The sequence below is a fragment of the Bacillus sp. AY3-1 genome (assembly GCF_008368785.1).
In the GTDB taxonomy this organism is placed as follows: Bacteria; Bacillota; Bacilli; order Bacillales; family Bacillaceae_G; genus Bacillus_A; species Bacillus_A wiedmannii.
Genome location: NZ_QORZ01000004.1, coordinates 79,270 through 95,205, shown reverse-complemented (window position 1 = coordinate 95,205; position 15,936 = coordinate 79,270). Strand labels below are relative to the sequence as shown.

At 35.1% G+C, this 15,936-nt stretch carries 16 protein-coding genes; 4 read left to right on the top strand and 12 right to left on the bottom strand.

Annotated features, from left to right (window positions below; translation table 11 throughout):
- Positions 1-5 precede the first annotated feature (5 nt).
- Positions 6-1,781, top strand: a complete 1,776-nt coding sequence (gene opp4A, locus DN389_RS02290; RefSeq protein ID WP_098802710.1) for an oligopeptide ABC transporter substrate-binding protein — start codon at positions 6-8, stop codon at positions 1,779-1,781.
- A 100-nt stretch (positions 1,782-1,881) separates the two neighbouring features.
- Here opp4A and DN389_RS02285 read toward each other — a convergent pair whose 3' ends face one another.
- The 6 genes from DN389_RS02285 to DN389_RS02255 form a co-directional block, all read right to left on the bottom strand.
- A complete protein-coding gene (locus DN389_RS02285; RefSeq protein ID WP_176535877.1) occupies positions 1,882-2,007 on the bottom strand; it encodes a DUF4027 family protein in 126 nt (41 codons plus the stop codon).
- 208 nt (positions 2,008-2,215) lie between these two features.
- Positions 2,216-2,638, bottom strand: coding sequence for a universal stress protein (locus tag DN389_RS02280; RefSeq protein WP_000277996.1), 423 nt, complete (start codon positions 2,636-2,638; stop codon positions 2,216-2,218).
- A 328-nt stretch (positions 2,639-2,966) separates the two neighbouring features.
- Positions 2,967-4,322, bottom strand: coding sequence for an RNA-guided endonuclease TnpB family protein (locus DN389_RS02270; protein ID WP_098190748.1), 1,356 nt, complete (start codon positions 4,320-4,322; stop codon positions 2,967-2,969).
- On the bottom strand, positions 4,315-4,404 hold the full coding sequence (locus tag DN389_RS29120; protein ID WP_327958286.1) for a hypothetical protein: 90 nt from the start codon (positions 4,402-4,404) through the stop codon (positions 4,315-4,317). Before DN389_RS29120 ends, DN389_RS02270 begins: the two co-directional genes overlap by 8 nt.
- A gap of 222 nt (positions 4,405-4,626) precedes the next feature.
- On the bottom strand, positions 4,627-6,078 hold the full coding sequence (locus DN389_RS02260; RefSeq protein WP_098190749.1) for a SulP family inorganic anion transporter: 1,452 nt from the start codon (positions 6,076-6,078) through the stop codon (positions 4,627-4,629).
- A 157-nt stretch (positions 6,079-6,235) separates the two neighbouring features.
- A complete protein-coding gene (locus DN389_RS02255; protein ID WP_098190750.1) occupies positions 6,236-7,483 on the bottom strand; it encodes a cell wall-binding repeat-containing protein in 1,248 nt (415 codons plus the stop codon).
- A 174-nt stretch (positions 7,484-7,657) separates the two neighbouring features.
- Here DN389_RS02255 and DN389_RS02250 point away from each other — a divergent pair, with 174 nt between their 5' ends.
- Together DN389_RS02250 and DN389_RS02245 are read left to right on the top strand one after the other, a co-directional pair.
- Positions 7,658-8,335 carry a response regulator transcription factor gene (locus tag DN389_RS02250; RefSeq protein ID WP_098190751.1) on the top strand — a complete coding sequence of 226 codons (678 nt, stop codon included), beginning with the start codon at positions 7,658-7,660 and terminating at the stop codon, positions 8,333-8,335.
- Between the two features lie 11 nt (positions 8,336-8,346).
- Positions 8,347-9,732, top strand: coding sequence for a sensor histidine kinase (locus tag DN389_RS02245; protein ID WP_098190752.1), 1,386 nt, complete (start codon positions 8,347-8,349; stop codon positions 9,730-9,732).
- A gap of 19 nt (positions 9,733-9,751) precedes the next feature.
- Here DN389_RS02245 and DN389_RS02240 read toward each other — a convergent pair whose 3' ends face one another.
- Positions 9,752-10,273, bottom strand: coding sequence for a dihydrofolate reductase family protein (locus tag DN389_RS02240; protein WP_098190753.1), 522 nt, complete (start codon positions 10,271-10,273; stop codon positions 9,752-9,754).
- Positions 10,274-10,338: 65 nt separating this feature from the next.
- Here DN389_RS02240 and DN389_RS02235 point away from each other — a divergent pair, with 65 nt between their 5' ends.
- The gene (locus DN389_RS02235; RefSeq protein WP_179955879.1) at positions 10,339-11,334 is read left to right on the top strand and encodes a helix-turn-helix transcriptional regulator; all 996 of its coding nucleotides are present in this window, start codon (positions 10,339-10,341) and stop codon (positions 11,332-11,334) included.
- A 31-nt stretch (positions 11,335-11,365) separates the two neighbouring features.
- On the opposite strand, the gene DN389_RS02230 is transcribed toward DN389_RS02235, so the two are convergent.
- From DN389_RS02230 to DN389_RS02210, 5 genes are all read right to left on the bottom strand, one after another.
- A complete protein-coding gene (locus DN389_RS02230; RefSeq protein ID WP_098190755.1) occupies positions 11,366-12,784 on the bottom strand; it encodes an anti-sigma factor in 1,419 nt (472 codons plus the stop codon).
- Entirely contained in the window at positions 12,750-13,307 is a 558-nt protein-coding gene (locus DN389_RS02225; RefSeq protein WP_098190756.1) for an RNA polymerase sigma factor, read from the bottom strand. Before DN389_RS02225 ends, DN389_RS02230 begins: the two co-directional genes overlap by 35 nt.
- 286 nt (positions 13,308-13,593) lie before the next feature.
- Positions 13,594-14,079 carry an HIT family protein gene (locus DN389_RS02220; RefSeq protein ID WP_098190757.1) on the bottom strand — a complete coding sequence of 162 codons (486 nt, stop codon included), beginning with the start codon at positions 14,077-14,079 and terminating at the stop codon, positions 13,594-13,596.
- A gap of 11 nt (positions 14,080-14,090) precedes the next feature.
- The gene (locus DN389_RS02215; RefSeq protein ID WP_088121282.1) at positions 14,091-14,468 is read right to left on the bottom strand and encodes an OsmC family protein; all 378 of its coding nucleotides are present in this window, start codon (positions 14,466-14,468) and stop codon (positions 14,091-14,093) included.
- Positions 14,452-15,870 carry an amino acid permease gene (locus DN389_RS02210; RefSeq protein WP_046953813.1) on the bottom strand — a complete coding sequence of 473 codons (1,419 nt, stop codon included), beginning with the start codon at positions 15,868-15,870 and terminating at the stop codon, positions 14,452-14,454. Before DN389_RS02210 ends, DN389_RS02215 begins: the two co-directional genes overlap by 17 nt.
- Positions 15,871-15,936: the final 66 nt, after the last annotated feature.

Here is a 15,936-nt window from a genome sequence, read left to right as displayed (position 1 = left end):
AAGAAATGACAAATAAGCCAAAGTTTTTCAAAGTATTAAGTACACTTGCAGTTTCAACATTACTACTTTCAGCATGTGGGGGCAGTGGTGGTAGTGAAAAAACGAGCAGCACAAAAAAAGTAGATACAAATAAATTTAGTGCATCTGTTAAAAATGATAAAAAGGAAATTAAAGATGGTTCATTAACATATGGTCTTGTTTCTAACACACCATTTGAAGGACTTTTAAATTTCGCTGTATATGAAGGAGATCCCGATAACCAAGTCATTACAATTTTCGATGAATCTTTATTATCAAATGACGAAAACTGGGAATACACGAATGATGGCGCTGCTACATATGAAATTTCTAAAGATAAAAAGACAATTACACTAAAAATTAAAGATAATGTAAAATGGCATGATGGAAATCCTGTTACTGCTGAGGATTTAGAATACTCTTATCTAGTGATTGGTAACAAACAATATGCTGGTTCGCGCTATGACACTCAAATGCAAATGATTGAAGGTATGGAAGATTACCATAATGGAAAAGCTGAAAAAATTTCAGGTATAAAGGTAACTGATCCAAAAACAATTTCGATTACGTTTAAAACACCAAACCCTTCAGTGAAAACTGGACTTTGGACATACCCTCTTCATAAGAAATATTTAGGAGATGTACCAATCGATAAATTAGCAGAATCTGATAAAATCCGTAAAAATCCAATTGGTTTCGGACCTTTTAAAGTGAAGAAAATCACGCCAGGTGAAGCTGTTGAATTTGAACGTTTTGATGACTATTATGGCGGAAAACCAAAACTAAAAAGTATGGTTTTAAAAGTTGTTAACCCTTCCGTTGTTAACGCGTCCTTAAAAAATGGTGATATTGACATTGCTGAAGTAAGTGCAGATCAATATCCAAATGTAAGTACATTAAAAAATGCACAATTAGTCGGTAAAACTGATTTATACTATAGCTATATCGGTTTTAAATTAGGCCATATGGATAAAGAAAAAGAAGAAGTAGTAATGGATAAGGAGAAATTTAAAGATGTTCGTGTACGTCAAGCAATGGCGTATGCTATCGATCGAAAAGAAATTGGTGAAAAATTATATCACGGCCTACGTTATCCGGCTAACTCACCAATCCCACCATCTCTACCAAAATATCATAACAATAAAGCTGGTGCCTATGATAAAGATATAGAGAAAGCTAAAAAATTATTAGATGAAGCTGGCTATAAAGATACGAACGGAGATGGATTCCGTGAAGATCCGAATGGTAAAGAATTTAAAGCTAATTTCTTATCAATGAGTGGTAGCGATGTAAGTGAACCACTTGCAAAATTCTTTATTCAATCTTGGAAAGACATCGGCCTAAAAGTAGAGCTTCTTGATGGTCGCTTACATGAATTTAACTCATTCTACGATATGATTAAAAAAGATGATCCAAAAGTTGATCTTTTCGCGGCAGCTTGGGGAACTGGATCTGACCCAGATCCTTCTGGTATTTGGGCTAAAGATGCAGCGTTCAATTACCCACGTTGGGCTACTGACAAAAACACAGAATTATTAAAACAAGGTATTTCTCCAGAAGCTGCTGATGAAAAGTACCGTAAAGATGTCTACGATAAATGGCAAAAATTAGTTCATGACGAAGTACCATTAATTCCACTTCATTATAAATTCGACTTAAAAGGTGTAAATAATCGCGTAAAAGATTATAAATATACACCAGAAGATCAATACAAGTGGGGTAAAGTTAGCGTAACAAGCGATAAAGCAGAAACAGAGAAATAATAAAATAGCTCCTGGCGCTAAGATACATGCCAGGAGCTATTTTTTATTTATAATCCTTCTCTTGCTATTAATAACAACCAATTCCTTCCCTACTCTAAAATTAAAAGATTTGATGAATCATCTTTATTAAAATAGCTAACGTAACAGATGCAGCAAATCCGCCTAAACAAATTAAGCTTACCCCTTGACTATATGATAAATTTTGCAATGATTTCATTACTTCCATCCTCCCTATCTCCCCTTTGATACTCTTATTTTACCAATGGGAAAAATTTCATAACATCGATTTTTCTGACAACAAACTTACAAATTTGTAAGTTAACATTTTCTAAAACTTATGTATCTAGTATGTCCATACCTTCCCCTTTTATACACCAAAAAGGACCTTGAATTATATCAAAGTCCTGCTTACACTACAGAGTATCTCACTCAATTTATTTAATAATCATCACCGGGCATTTCACTCGTTTTGCTATTTTATGACTTACACTACCAAGCACCATCTCTTGCAGTGTATTTAATCCTCTACTTCCAGCGATAACAAGATCTATGTCTCCTGTATTTACATATTGAACAATCGTATCTCCTGGATCGCCATGTAATATCGTAATTTTATAAGAAATGTTCTCTTTCTTTAATAAACCTTCAATCTCTTTTAATTTATCTTTTCGACTAGCCGATATTGTTTCTAGATCTGTTTGACCTTGTATAATATCTGATTTTGCCGTTCTATTATCTACTACGTACACAACTTCAACATTTGTTTCTTCGCTACATTTCGCAATATATGTTGCATGTTCCGCTGCTCGAAGTGCATGTTCAGAACCGTCACATGCTAATATAATTTGTTTGTACATATGCTGAATCCCCTTTTCGTTATCCTACCCGTATTATATAGTCAACTTCCCCCACTGAGATGAATTGTTTCAGTGGGGGCTTGAGTTAGAACACTAGGTCTTTTCGTCTATATCTAGACAGTTTGACGCTCTAGCATTCATGCCACCTTACGGTAACACCCCAAGTATGTTTTTGGTTGGTACTGGCAACGAACGATTGTTTTTCCACTTGCACCACCCTTTCGAAAAAGAGCAATTCTTCCTTATGGAAGAAGCCACCACTCAGATGAATCCGGCGTGTGCTACAAGCCCCGACAAGTCGAGTACACATGGATGGTTGACGCACCCACTAAGCTATGCATGAAGCAACAGCCTTACATTTTTGTACTTCTAATAGAATCGGCGTTTTCACTTTAAGATTCTCATCTAATTCTACAACTCTTGATTTTTGCAATGTATTCAACGCACCATTAATATCAGCATGAATACATGTTCCTGATTTACTTTGATACATTCCACGAGTGATTCGTTTGCCACTAAAGCGATAATGAGTCCCATCATCCTTAGACCAAACTGGAATCGAATCTTTATCCAGAAAACTAGCTTTTGAAGTATAGCTTTCTTCTTGCTTTAAAAATCGGATACCCTCTTTTACACATTTATTCTCAATTGCTGCAATCAGTTTATGAAATGGGATTTGAACAAACTTTTGATTATTCTTTTTTCCCATATCCGATTTTTGTTTCCAACCAGCGTTATACCCTACGACAACAGTATCTATGTTACATGCTTTCACTTTTTTAAACAACAGGCCTACAGTTTGTGAAATGTAACCATTTATTTGTCGTTCTCGTTTATGCCAAAGTGCAGCCATTTTGTTCGTTACAACACGTTTTGAAATTCCATTTTCAATATTTTTTTGCTGGAGATTACGTACCATTTTGTTGAAGTACTGGTTAATGGATTTTAATTTTTTCCCATCAATTAAAAATGCATCACCTGTATTTGTCACGCAACTTACTAATCTGTCTACACCTAAATCGCAACTCAAAGCGTTACTCGTAGTCGTGGATGGTTTCTTCATTTGAGAAACGTGCACTTCATATGTGTAATGCACCTCAAAGAACCGACCTTTTTGCTTTGGTACAATCTCAATATAGGAGATTTTTTTATTTCTCAAGTTTTTAGGCATACGTATTTTAATGGAACCGAATTTTTTTCTGAATGCAACATTCATCGGAATCATCCAATACCCGTTATCATCCACTTTTGGCACTTGATAGATTTCAATGATTCGCTTGTCCGTTGAACGAGAATAATTCGGAAACTTAGGACGCCCTGTGAACTTCTCAGGATTTTTTTTCCACTTTTCCAATGCCTTAAAAAAGCTCTTTACTTCTACATACAAGGCTCTACGAATCGCTTGAACAGAGTTTGATTGCATGCACCAGTAATTCATATCGGCTTGCATGGCAGTGTCCACTTCTTTTACAGTAGCAATCTTTTTATTGTTCAAATAACTTTGTTTCATCGTGTACAATCCAACATTTCGCAATGCTTTTGAACTATGTGACATGCGTTGCAGTAAGCGAAATTCTTTTGCAGTCAAGCAAGCTCGTCCGATATTCTGTTTCTGAGTGAATCGTTGTATGATTTCTCTTTTCTTTTGTTTACGTAATACTTTCATTGCTTTCTTTCTAACCATTGTTTTCACCACCTTTCTTAGAGAGTTTACTAAAATTATTCATTACTTTTGACAAATCAATATTTGGAACTGAACGGAACAAAATGTGAACATAGTCTTCATCGTAATTTCTTTTGGCTCAAGTAGCCTAATGATGCTTATTATCCAATTTCGTTGTTTTACGATATATTCCCTCCTTATATACAACAGATTATATCGTAAGACAAAAAGAAACAAACATTCGCCCTCAAAAAATTGTTATGAACGAAACAAAAGAGTTCAGTCTTCTTGCCAAAAAGGATAAAGCCCCCTAAAAAGGAGGCTTCTAACTAGCAATTCTTTTATTATAAGTAGCTAAATTTGAAATAATCTTCGAGCTTCGTTCATTTAATCCCGTTATACTTACTTTCACGCCACTTTGTTCATACTTCATGATAACTTTATCAATTGCAGCTACTGCTGAATCATCCCATATATGCGCATAAGTAAAGTTCAACTCAATTTCTTCTACATCTTCATTGAATGAAAAATTATTTATAAAGTCTGCTGTAGATGCAAAGAAAAGTTGACCATGAATTTCGTATATTTTCTTATTTTCAATATATAAATGTTTCACGTGAATCTTTGCCATATTAAATGCAAATAAAACCGCACTAATTACTGTTCCGATAATTACACCTAATGCTAAATTATGTGTAATTAAGACAATCACAACTGTTACGATCATAACAAATGCGTTTCCTTTTGGTACTTTATGAATCGTTGTTACAGAGTTCCAATCAAATGTTCCAATTGAAACCATAATCATAACTGCAACTAAAGCTGCCATCGGAATATGAACGACATAATCACCTAAAACGAATAGTAATACGATTAAAAACCCGCCTGCTACAAATGTCGATAAACGACCGCGTCCACCTGATTTAATATTAATAACAGATTGTCCAATCATTGCACAGCCTGCCATTCCTCCGAAGAAACCAGCGACAATATTTGCAAGACCTTGTCCACGTGCTTCTTTATGTTTATTACTTTCCGTATGCGTCATATCATCTAAAACTGAAGCTGTTAATAATGACTCTAGTAAACCGATAATTGCAAGCATAACTGCGTACGGTAAAATAATCCCTAATGTCTCAAGTGTAAAAGGCACATCAGGCATGCTAAAGAACGGTAATTCTTTCGGTAAACTTCCCATATCCCCGACTGTTTTTAACTGTACTCCGCTCATAAGTGCAATACTTGTCACAATAATAATAGAAATAAGTGTAGACGGTACAGCCGTCGTAATACGTGGAAATACATATATAATTGCAAGTCCTAATGCGACAAGTGCATACATTTGCCAAGTTGCATTTTTAAAATGTGGCAATTGCGCTGTAAAAACTAAAATTCCAAGTGAATTTAAAAACCCACTCATAACAGATTTAGGTACAAACTTCATAAATGAGCTCAGTTTGAACACGCCAAAAATAATTTGGACAATACCGGTTAATATTGTTGTAGCAAATAAGTATTGCAAACCATGATCCTTAACGAGCGTTACCATTAATAATGCCATTGCACCTGTTGCCGCTGAAATCATCCCAGTTCGTCCGCCAACAAATGAAATGGTAACTGCAATACAAAAGGCTGCGTATAACCCAACGGTCGGGTCCACGCCTGCAATAACAGAGAAAGCGATCGCTTCAGGAATTAATGCTAAAGCGACAACAATTCCTGATAGCACGTCCCCTCTCACGTTGGAGAACCAATCATTTTTTATCGTTTGAAACAAAATACCACTCCTCTACTCTTTTATCATTTGATTTTCTCCATAAGAAAATCTAGACCGACTGCACGAAGGCTATTATATAACGAGTAGAGAGATTTTTGCTATGTAAAAGTTTCCTACAGAAAAAGACGCTACCTTAGCAGCGCCTTTGCTCATTTTATTAATGTCCACCGTGACCTTGACCGCTTTCTTGCACAATCTCTAACCTCTCATCCAGTATACCTTGTGTTTCAAATGAAATATCACTCGTACGTCCTAATAAGAAGCCGTGGTTATACGGCCCAAGCGTTGGATCATCTTTAAACTTCGGTTGAATACTAGCGAGGAAGTCATACACTGGTTGTGAAGCTTTACCTTCTTCTAACAATACAACAGGTGCGTGTTTACCCATATGTGAAAATGATGCTCCTGCAACTGCTAAATCTGGTGTTTTGCTTGAAACAAATGATAAACCGTGACCTGGTTTTATGAACCCCCAGCCAAATTTCGTTTTTTCATCTTTAAACTTCGCAAATGCAACCGAATTTTCTGTTGGAGTCTCCCCACTAATACGCGTTACTTTCCCGTATTTACTTAACTCTTTTTCTACTGCTTTTGAAATGATTTTTTCTGGTCCTAATACATATATATTCGCTTTATCTTTTCTCATCTTTAATGCCTCTATCGTCGCTTCTGGCACCTTATCTTTTTCTGTATATAAAAGCGGTTCTGGCATATGAGAGATCCAGTTTACAGCTGGTGTTGTGTATAAACGCCCTTCTTCTTCAGACGAACCGATAATAACACTATTCGGGTAGCTTCCTGTTATATCGGCATATTCTTTATCCACTTCTTTAGCAAATGTAGCTGGATCCGTTTCTTTTATTTGCTTTACTTTATATTCTTTTAATTGCTCAAGGGTAGATTCACCTACATCCCCCATCACCATAATTTGTGTTCCATCTTTCGTTCCGAGCGGATTTAATCGTTTTATTTCTTTTAACGTCACTTCGGGTACCTTTTCTTTTTCTATAAATAAAATCGGCCCGTTATTCGGATGGTGAATAAGATCCGCACTCGCAATACCTAATTGCCACTCGTTTACTGGTACTAAAATAATAGCGCCTGGCTGATTCTCTTTATGCGTTGCTGGCCATATCGTTTGCGAAGTTACTACTGCCATTTGCAAAGGATCGTTTGTGTTTAATCTCGTTACATTTTTTAAACTTGTCGTTAATAAATCATTCGATGCACCTTCGTTCATTTCTTTCGGCGCAGTTACCTCCTGATTCATTTTCATTTCCGTTTGCTCTGTTTTTTTCTCTTCTTTAGATTCATGGTTTTTATGATCCGTGTTCGTTTGTCCACATGCAGCAAGACCAACTGCTGTAATTATTGTTATCCCAAAGATTCGGGTCATCTTTTTCACTATACCGCCTCCATATGAATCGTTTTCGAGCCAATATGATTACCTAAAATGGAATTTCAACTTTACAATAACAAGCAATTCTGAAGAAATTATGCAGATGCATGATAATCTGCACCATTTCTTCATGATTTTGACTTACAATTTAAGTAATAACTACAAATGCGGAGGTACTCTATGGTCGATATACTACTCGTAGATGATGAGCCGAGAATGCTTGAATTATTAACGCTTTATCTTACTCCAATCGGATATAAATGCGTATGTGCAGTGTCCGGGGAAGAAGCTATTTCACATATAGAAAATCGAAATTTCAAATTTGTTTTACTCGATATTATGATGCCAAAGATGGATGGATGGGAAACGTGCGAAAGAATTCGATCCTTTAGTAACGTTCCTATCATTATGGTAACAGCTCGTGATCAAACGGTAGATATCATCCAAGGGTTAAAACTTGGAGCGGATGATTACGTAACGAAACCTTTCCATGAAAAAGAGCTTTTCGCAAGAATTGAAGCTGTTTTAAGGCGAACGAATCAACACGCGCAAATCCAATATCACGGCATTTTATGGGATGAGGCAAAGCATTTCGTTTCTGTCTATAATGAAGAACTTCTTCTCACTCCAATCGAATTCTCTTTACTCGGGTTATTTTTACGTCATGTGAACTACGTGTTAAGCCGCGATCAGCTCATTGAACGAATTTGGGGATTAAATACAAATACAGAAGATCGAACAGTCGATTCACATATTCGTAATTTGCGTGATAAATTACGAAAAGTAAATTTCCCCATTGATCATCATTTAAAAACTGTTTACGGAGTCGGGTATCGATGGCTTGATACTCTAGATTAAGGAGCAAAACGATGAAGCGAATATCTATTCAACTCGGATTTTATTTTTTAATTGTTACACTTTTAATCGAAAGTGTTCTATTTGTCTTGCTTTATTATAGCCTTGTCAACAATAGAGTAAATGAAGAAATGACAGCTTTATTAAAGCGTGGAAATAGTCACCGAGATGTTCTTGAAAAGTATTTTGATAAGCAAACAATCTCCCATGTTGCCCTAATGGAATCCGAAGCCGAAACCACTGTCGTTATTACAAATGCCAATAAGGATGTGCTAGCTAAATCCAACGAAATAAATACTACGATAAAAAAGCATATTGAAAAGATGCAAACACGGACAGATCATGATGGAGCAATTATAGAAAATCATTGGAAAACATCTAATTATATATGTACAGTTAGCCCCATTATAGTAGCAGGAAAAACAGAAGGCTACGTATATATGTTTCTCGGAACAGAATCGATCGAGGAAATGGTTAACGGGCTAACAAGACAATTCATTATTGCCGGAGTCATTACGTTTCTATTAACAGCCATCACCATCTTTCTCTTATCACGGTTGTTAACAAAGCCATTGTTACACATGAAACATGCCACTGAAAAAATGAGTAAAGGCGATTTATCTGTTTCATTAACGACTACTCGAAATGATGAAATTGGTGAACTAACCTCATCTATTCAAACGCTTGCTAATGATTTACATTATATGAAAACAGAGCGAAGTGAATTTCTAGCGAGTGTTGCTCATGAATTACGAACACCGCTAACATACGTAAGAGGTTATGCTGACATTGCTTTAAAGGAAAACACATCTCCTGAGCAACGTTTGCGATATTTATCTATTATAAAAGATGAGTCTGATTATATTACGAACTTAGTTCAAGATTTATTTTCACTTGCACAAATGGAACAACATAACTTTTCTATTCAAGTAAAGGAAGTATATTTACACACCTTCCTTACTCGCATAGCCGAAAAAGTAAATGCCATGTATAAAGAAAGATACATTAAAGTTTCTTTCTCTTGTCCTCCTACACTGCTAATAAACTTAGATGAACAGCGATTTGAACAAGTTGTAGTAAACATTTTAAATAACGCTTATAGACATTCACAAGAGCATTCCCATATAAATATTTCTGTTACAGAAGAACATAAACGTATTTCCATTACAATTGAAGATGAAGGCGAAGGTATTCCGCCTGAAGACCTCCCTCACATTTTCGACCGTTTTTATCGAGTTGATAAAGCAAGATCACGAGCTACAGGCGGAACTGGTTTAGGACTATCTATCGTGAAAGAAATTGTAGAACTACACGGCGGGAATATTACTGTAACGAGCGAAGTCGATCATGGGTCTTGCTTTATCATTTCATTGCCATCTATACAAAAACACGACTACTGATAGTAGTCGTGTTTCTTTATCATTTTACTTTATAATATAAATTTACAAATTGTCCAAAACGTTTCGTATCCGTTAAAGTTAAATTAATTTCTGGATTCTTGTCTTGAAATAAAGGAACTCCAGAACCTAATATATGCGGTGTAATCGTGACAACATATTCATCAATTAGATTATTCTTAAAGAACTCTCTTAATAAACTCCCTCCACCGACCATCCATATTTTAGATCCTTCTTGTGCTTTTAACCTTTTTATAAACTCCACTACATCTTCATTTACAAACTCTACATGTCCGTTTGAACTTTTTTCTGAGTTAGAAAAAACATAACATTTTTTACCTACATACGGGAATGTTTCCGTATGCTCTACTACATAATCGTACGTTCTTTTTCCCATGATTATTGTATCAATCGTTTCATACATTTCTGTATAACCGTTATCTCCCTCTCCTTCCGTTTCCATTAACCACTGTAAATCATCATCTTCTTTCGCAATATATCCATCCAAACTGGCGGCTATAAATAAAACAATTTCACGTGACATCTCTTCTCCTCCTTGCATCTCATCTTGATAACATTATGATGTAAACAATATACTAACAATAAAACATGATAATTTATGTCATGTTAAAAAGAAAAAAGGTGATACATTTGTCAAAAGCTAAACGCTTATTAGATATTCTTATATTTGCTTCTGCCCAAAAAACATTTACAGCTCAGGAAATAGCTGATGAATTTAATATTTCCGTTCGTACTGTCCATAGATACATTTTAGATTTAAGTGATATGGGATTACCCATTTACGCAGAACAAGGTCGTAACGGAGGCTATAAAGTATTAACGAATAGAGTCATACCGCCTATTTTATTTACGGAAGAAGAAGCAGTATCCATCTTTTTTGCATTTCAATCTTTAAGCTACTACCGAGACTTGCCCTTCAACGCAGAAATCAATTCCGTTACACATAAACTGTATAGTTCTCTACAACATGATGCGAAAGCGAAAGTTGATAAAATACGTTCTTATATCACTTTTTGGAATCCAAAGAGAACAATTGAGACACCACTTTTAAACGAAGTGTTAACTGCGGCTATTGAAAATAAAAATTTACACTTTCAATACGAATCTAAATCGGGAATAAAAACAAAACATGTTCACCCTATCGGTGTATATGCTCATGACGGGCTATGGTACTTACCATCCTATGACTTCAGTAGAAAAAAAGTATTACTGTATCGCGTTGATCGTATTCTTTCTATATTATCAACAGAAGAAAATAAAGATACGTTCATGAATTTAGAAGAATGGTTTGCCTCTAGCTCTAACGTAGTGCATATTCCTACCCAGTTACATGTTTTATTAACGACTGAAGGCGTGCGCCAATGTAAAAGCGTTCCTTACCTTGAAGAACTCGTGGTAGTAAACGAAGACGGGACAGGATATATACATTCAACAATTGATAAAGGTGAAATTAACTTTATTACCCCTTTATTTTATAGACTTGGAAAAGATGCAAGAGTTTTAGAACCGAAAGAATTGATAGATGGTTTACGTATACGTGCAAAAGAAGTTTTACATATGTATGAAGACGAAAAAAACTGCTAAATATAAGCAGCTTTTTAGTCTAGTTGTTTTACTATTGACGAATATCAAACCACCAACGATTTTTCGAATTCATATTTTCAGTGTCACCAATCCCTCTGTAATTGAAAGCATCCAAAAAGGTTGAATCTAATTTATCTTCATCTACAAAATAACCTAAATTAACTTTTACCGTTTCTCCTGGTTGGATACTGCCAATATTGTAGAAGCTTTTTCCATCTCCATGAGGCTCTAAATAATCAACTTCGCCTGTCATAATATTTTTTTCTGCGATTCCATCTTTTCCAGCATACTTCCATGCATTTCCTTTACTTTGAAGCACTTGTATGGATGGATGCATATAAATTTCTTTCGTCTCCTTTTTACCTATATTTTTCACTGTTGTTGTCAGATAGACAAATTTAGGATGAACTAATTTTGACTCTACTAATTGATCAATTGAATCTTTACCATTTCCAATTTTATATTTATCCCTTCTATATGGTATCAATTGTCCAGCTTGATCCAAAGCCTGATTCCTGCTTAGTATTCCTAAGCCCATTTCATTAAAGTTTTCTTGCTTAAAATCTTTAATTGAATCAAAAACTTCAACTTTTCCTATCACATATTCAATTTGGCTGTTATCCATAGATATCGTTACTGGAACTTTTTGCCCTATATGAAATAGTCGTTTGCTGTCTTTTTTCAAAGGAATCACCTTAGTTGTTTTACCTTCTTGGCTAAAATACTTTTTATCATAATCGCTTATATGTGATGACTTTTCTTTTGACGTGGGCTCAAGTGAAATACTCCCTAGCACATCTATCATTTGTTCTTCTTTTATATCGTTTCCAATATAACTTTGTAACATAATTCCCTCTTCCTCAAAATAGAGAAAAACCACTCTATTAAACATTAAATCTTTATTACCAGTTTCTCTATGGACAATTACTGCCTTCTTACCATTTATCTCTTTTTCTTCATAACTTTTCGAGTACAAAGTTGGAAAATCTGAATTCCCCCCTACTCTCCAAAGAGCGAATGAAAATCCCCCCATTGCATAGTTATCTTTAAAGGAATATTTCATTGCAGAGTCATCAATTGCTTCCATATTTTCTGGTAATTTATCAATTTTCAGCTTATACCACTTATCATCCTTTTTCGAGTCCTTATTTGTTACTGAAACATTTACTTCATAATTTTGTTTTTGAACGATCATATTGTAGACTTTTACTGCACCAAAAACTGTTGTCGGCATACCAATCAATAAACAAGCAGCAGCGATTAACATACGATGTTTTTTACGCTTTTTCTGCGGTTGTCCATCTTTCAACTTCATTTCCTCCATAAACAATTTCTTTTTGCGCGTATATGTATGTGAAAATTCATGTTGTTCTTCGAGTTTATCAAAATCATCTAAAGCAATTTTTTCAGCAAGTTCATATATTTCTTTGGAGTTCTTTGAATTCGTCATGTTGTATACCTCCTATCATATTTTGGACTCGTTTTCGAGCGCGTTCAAACTGCTTGCGAGCATTAGCCTCGGTTATTCCCATAACACTTGAAATTTCTTGATACGTTAAGTTATAGAAGACTTTATACTTAAACACTTGTCTGTTAGATTCACTTAATTCTGTTAGCAATGTATCAATTTGAACCTCAGACATGTTACGTTTTTCCCACTCTTCAATATTTTCATCTACTGCTTCTATTGATTCTCTTTCATATTCTTCTAAAAATGTTTCATGTCTTTTATTTTTCCGGTAACTATCAATCGCCTTGTTTTTCGCGACCCTCAAAATGTAGCGTTTAAGCTCTTCAGTGCTCAAGCTATGGAGCTTTTCCAAGTTCCTATAAAGAGTAATAAACGTCTCTTGAACCGCATCTTCAGCCTGCTGAATATTATTTAAAATAGAATATGCTACATAATAAATTTTTTGTTCGTACAACTCATATAGCTCTTCCATCTTTTCATAATCGTTGTTTGTAACTTTCATATAATTCCTCCTCTCACTCTATATAACGAATGAGCGATATACTTTGTGACACTGCAAAATCTTTTTATAGATAAAATTTAATAATAGAATAAACAAAAGCCCAATTTCTCTATTGTAACTAAGAAATTGGGCTTTTGTTTCTTATGAGCGATATACTTTGTGACACTGCAAAATCTTTTTATAGATAAAATTTAATAATAGAATAAACAAAAGCCCAATTTCTCTATTGTAAATTGGGCTTTTGTTTATTAGAATTTTCCTGACTGTTCCATTAAGAACATCCCTCTTATGCCTTTTCAGTAGGCGGTATTTGCTCTATCGCTTCTTTTAACAAATTCTTTGTCTCTTCTAAGTTATGATTCTGCTGTTCTCCCGGTTGTACCGTATAAAATTCTGCAAATGAGCGCTCTTTATATCTTGGTACAACGTGCATATGGTAATGCGTTAGCTCGTTAAAGATTCCACCATTTTGACAAATTGTAACGCCATCTGGTTTATATAATAGCTTAATCGCTTTTGCAATAAGCTTAGAAGCATCCATAATGGATTTTGCTACAATATCATCTAATTCGTCCACTTCTACAACATGCTGCTTTGGCACAATTAAAGTATGACCTGGATAAAAAGGTTCATGATCTAAAAAGCATGTTACATACTCATCTTCATATATTTTATATATAATTTCTTCTTCGTTGGCTAATTTACATCCTAAACATTCCATTACACTTTCTCCTCTCTCTAAAACATAAAAACGTGAGAGCCGTATTCTCACGTTTTTATGTTTCACTTTATTAGTTCAATTGTTTCCATAACTTTTATACTATCTTTTACCGATTGAACAATCGTACAATTTTTCACTGCAAGTTGTAATGCCTTGTCCAATTGCTCTTTTGTAATGTTTTGGGCTTTAATTTTATAGTGCAAATGAACACTTTCAACTGGTTTTGATAAAGCTTCACTTCTACCAATTTCAGTTTCAATTGTAAACGTATCGTATGTAATACGTTTCTTTTCTAAAATTGTTCGAAAGACAATTGCACTACATCCTGCGATAGAAGAAACGAGTAATTGTAACGGTGAATACCCATTTTCTTTTCCAATCGCTAATGGACCATACGATAAATCTGCCTCTATACCATCATGCTTAATTTTTATTTTCATACTTCGCTTCCATCTCCACTTTCATCGGTTTCTTCCGTTTCTTACTCATATAATAATATATATAGCAGAAAATGATAAATGGAATACCACAGTATAACGCCATTCTTTGTTCTGGAATAAACGCTAAACTAATAACAACGATGCTATTTGTAATTAAAGCTAAAATAGGAACAATTGGATATAACGGTGTTCTATACTTTAAGTCCTCTAACTTTCCTCCACCTTTTATATACTGACTTCTAAAGCGAAGTTGAGATAGAGCAATAATGATCCAACTTGAAACAGCCGATAAACCAGCTATAGATAATAAGTACATGTATACTGTATCTTCTGCAAGGAAGCTTGTGAATAAAGATAACCCTGCTACCGCAATCGTTACGACTAGCGCTGTAATTGGAATACCTCGTTTATTTACTTTCTTGAAAGATGTTGGTGCCATTCCTTCATTTGCAAGTGACCATAATATACGAGTTGCCGCATATAATCCTGAATTCGCTACAGATAGTAACGCTGTAATAATAACGAAGTTCATAATATCAGCTGCGTATGGAATACCGATTTTATCAAATACGACTACGAATGGACTTTCAATTACCCCTGCTTCTTTCCAAGAAATTAATCCTACTAAAATCGTCATTGTTAAAATGAAGAATAACATAATGCGCCATACTGTATTACGAATTGCACGTGGAATTGTTTTTTCTGGATTTTCACTTTCTCCCGCTGCAATCCCGATTAACTCTGTTCCTTGGAATGAGAAGTTAACCGTAATCATTGTAAGTAATACGGCAGCTAGTCCATTCGGGAATAATCCACCATCGCTTACAAAGTTAGAGAAAAGAGGTGCTGCTTCTTTTCCGTCATATGATATAAACCCTAATAATGCACCACCACCAAGAACAACAAACGCAAGAATTGTCACTACTTTAATACTAGAGAACCAAAATTCTAATTCAGCATAACTTTTCGCCGAAATTGCGTTTGACGCATATAGAATAACGCCGAATACGAGACACCATACCCAAACATCAACATTCGGAAACCATCTTTTCATCATTAAACCGATTGACGTTAATTCTAGTCCTACTGTCACTGCCCAGCCAAGCCAATATAGCCAGCCAATCATAAAGCCCGTTCCTGGCCCAATAAACTTCGTCGCATACTTTTGGAAAGAACCTGAAACCGGCATTGCTACCGTTAACTCTCCAAGACAAAGCATTGTTAAATACATAATAAATCCGCCCACTAAATAGGACAGGATGGCTCCCCCTGGTCCAGCCTGATTAATGGTATAACCTGAACCTAAGAAAAAACCAGTCCCGATTACACCACCTAGTGCGATCATAAATAAATGTCTACTCTTCATCGTACGATGTAATTTCTCATTCGTTGGTTGCTGCATCTAAATCCTCCCCCTACCGATACCCCTATATCTTGTTAAAATTTTCTGATAATAAAAATATACACG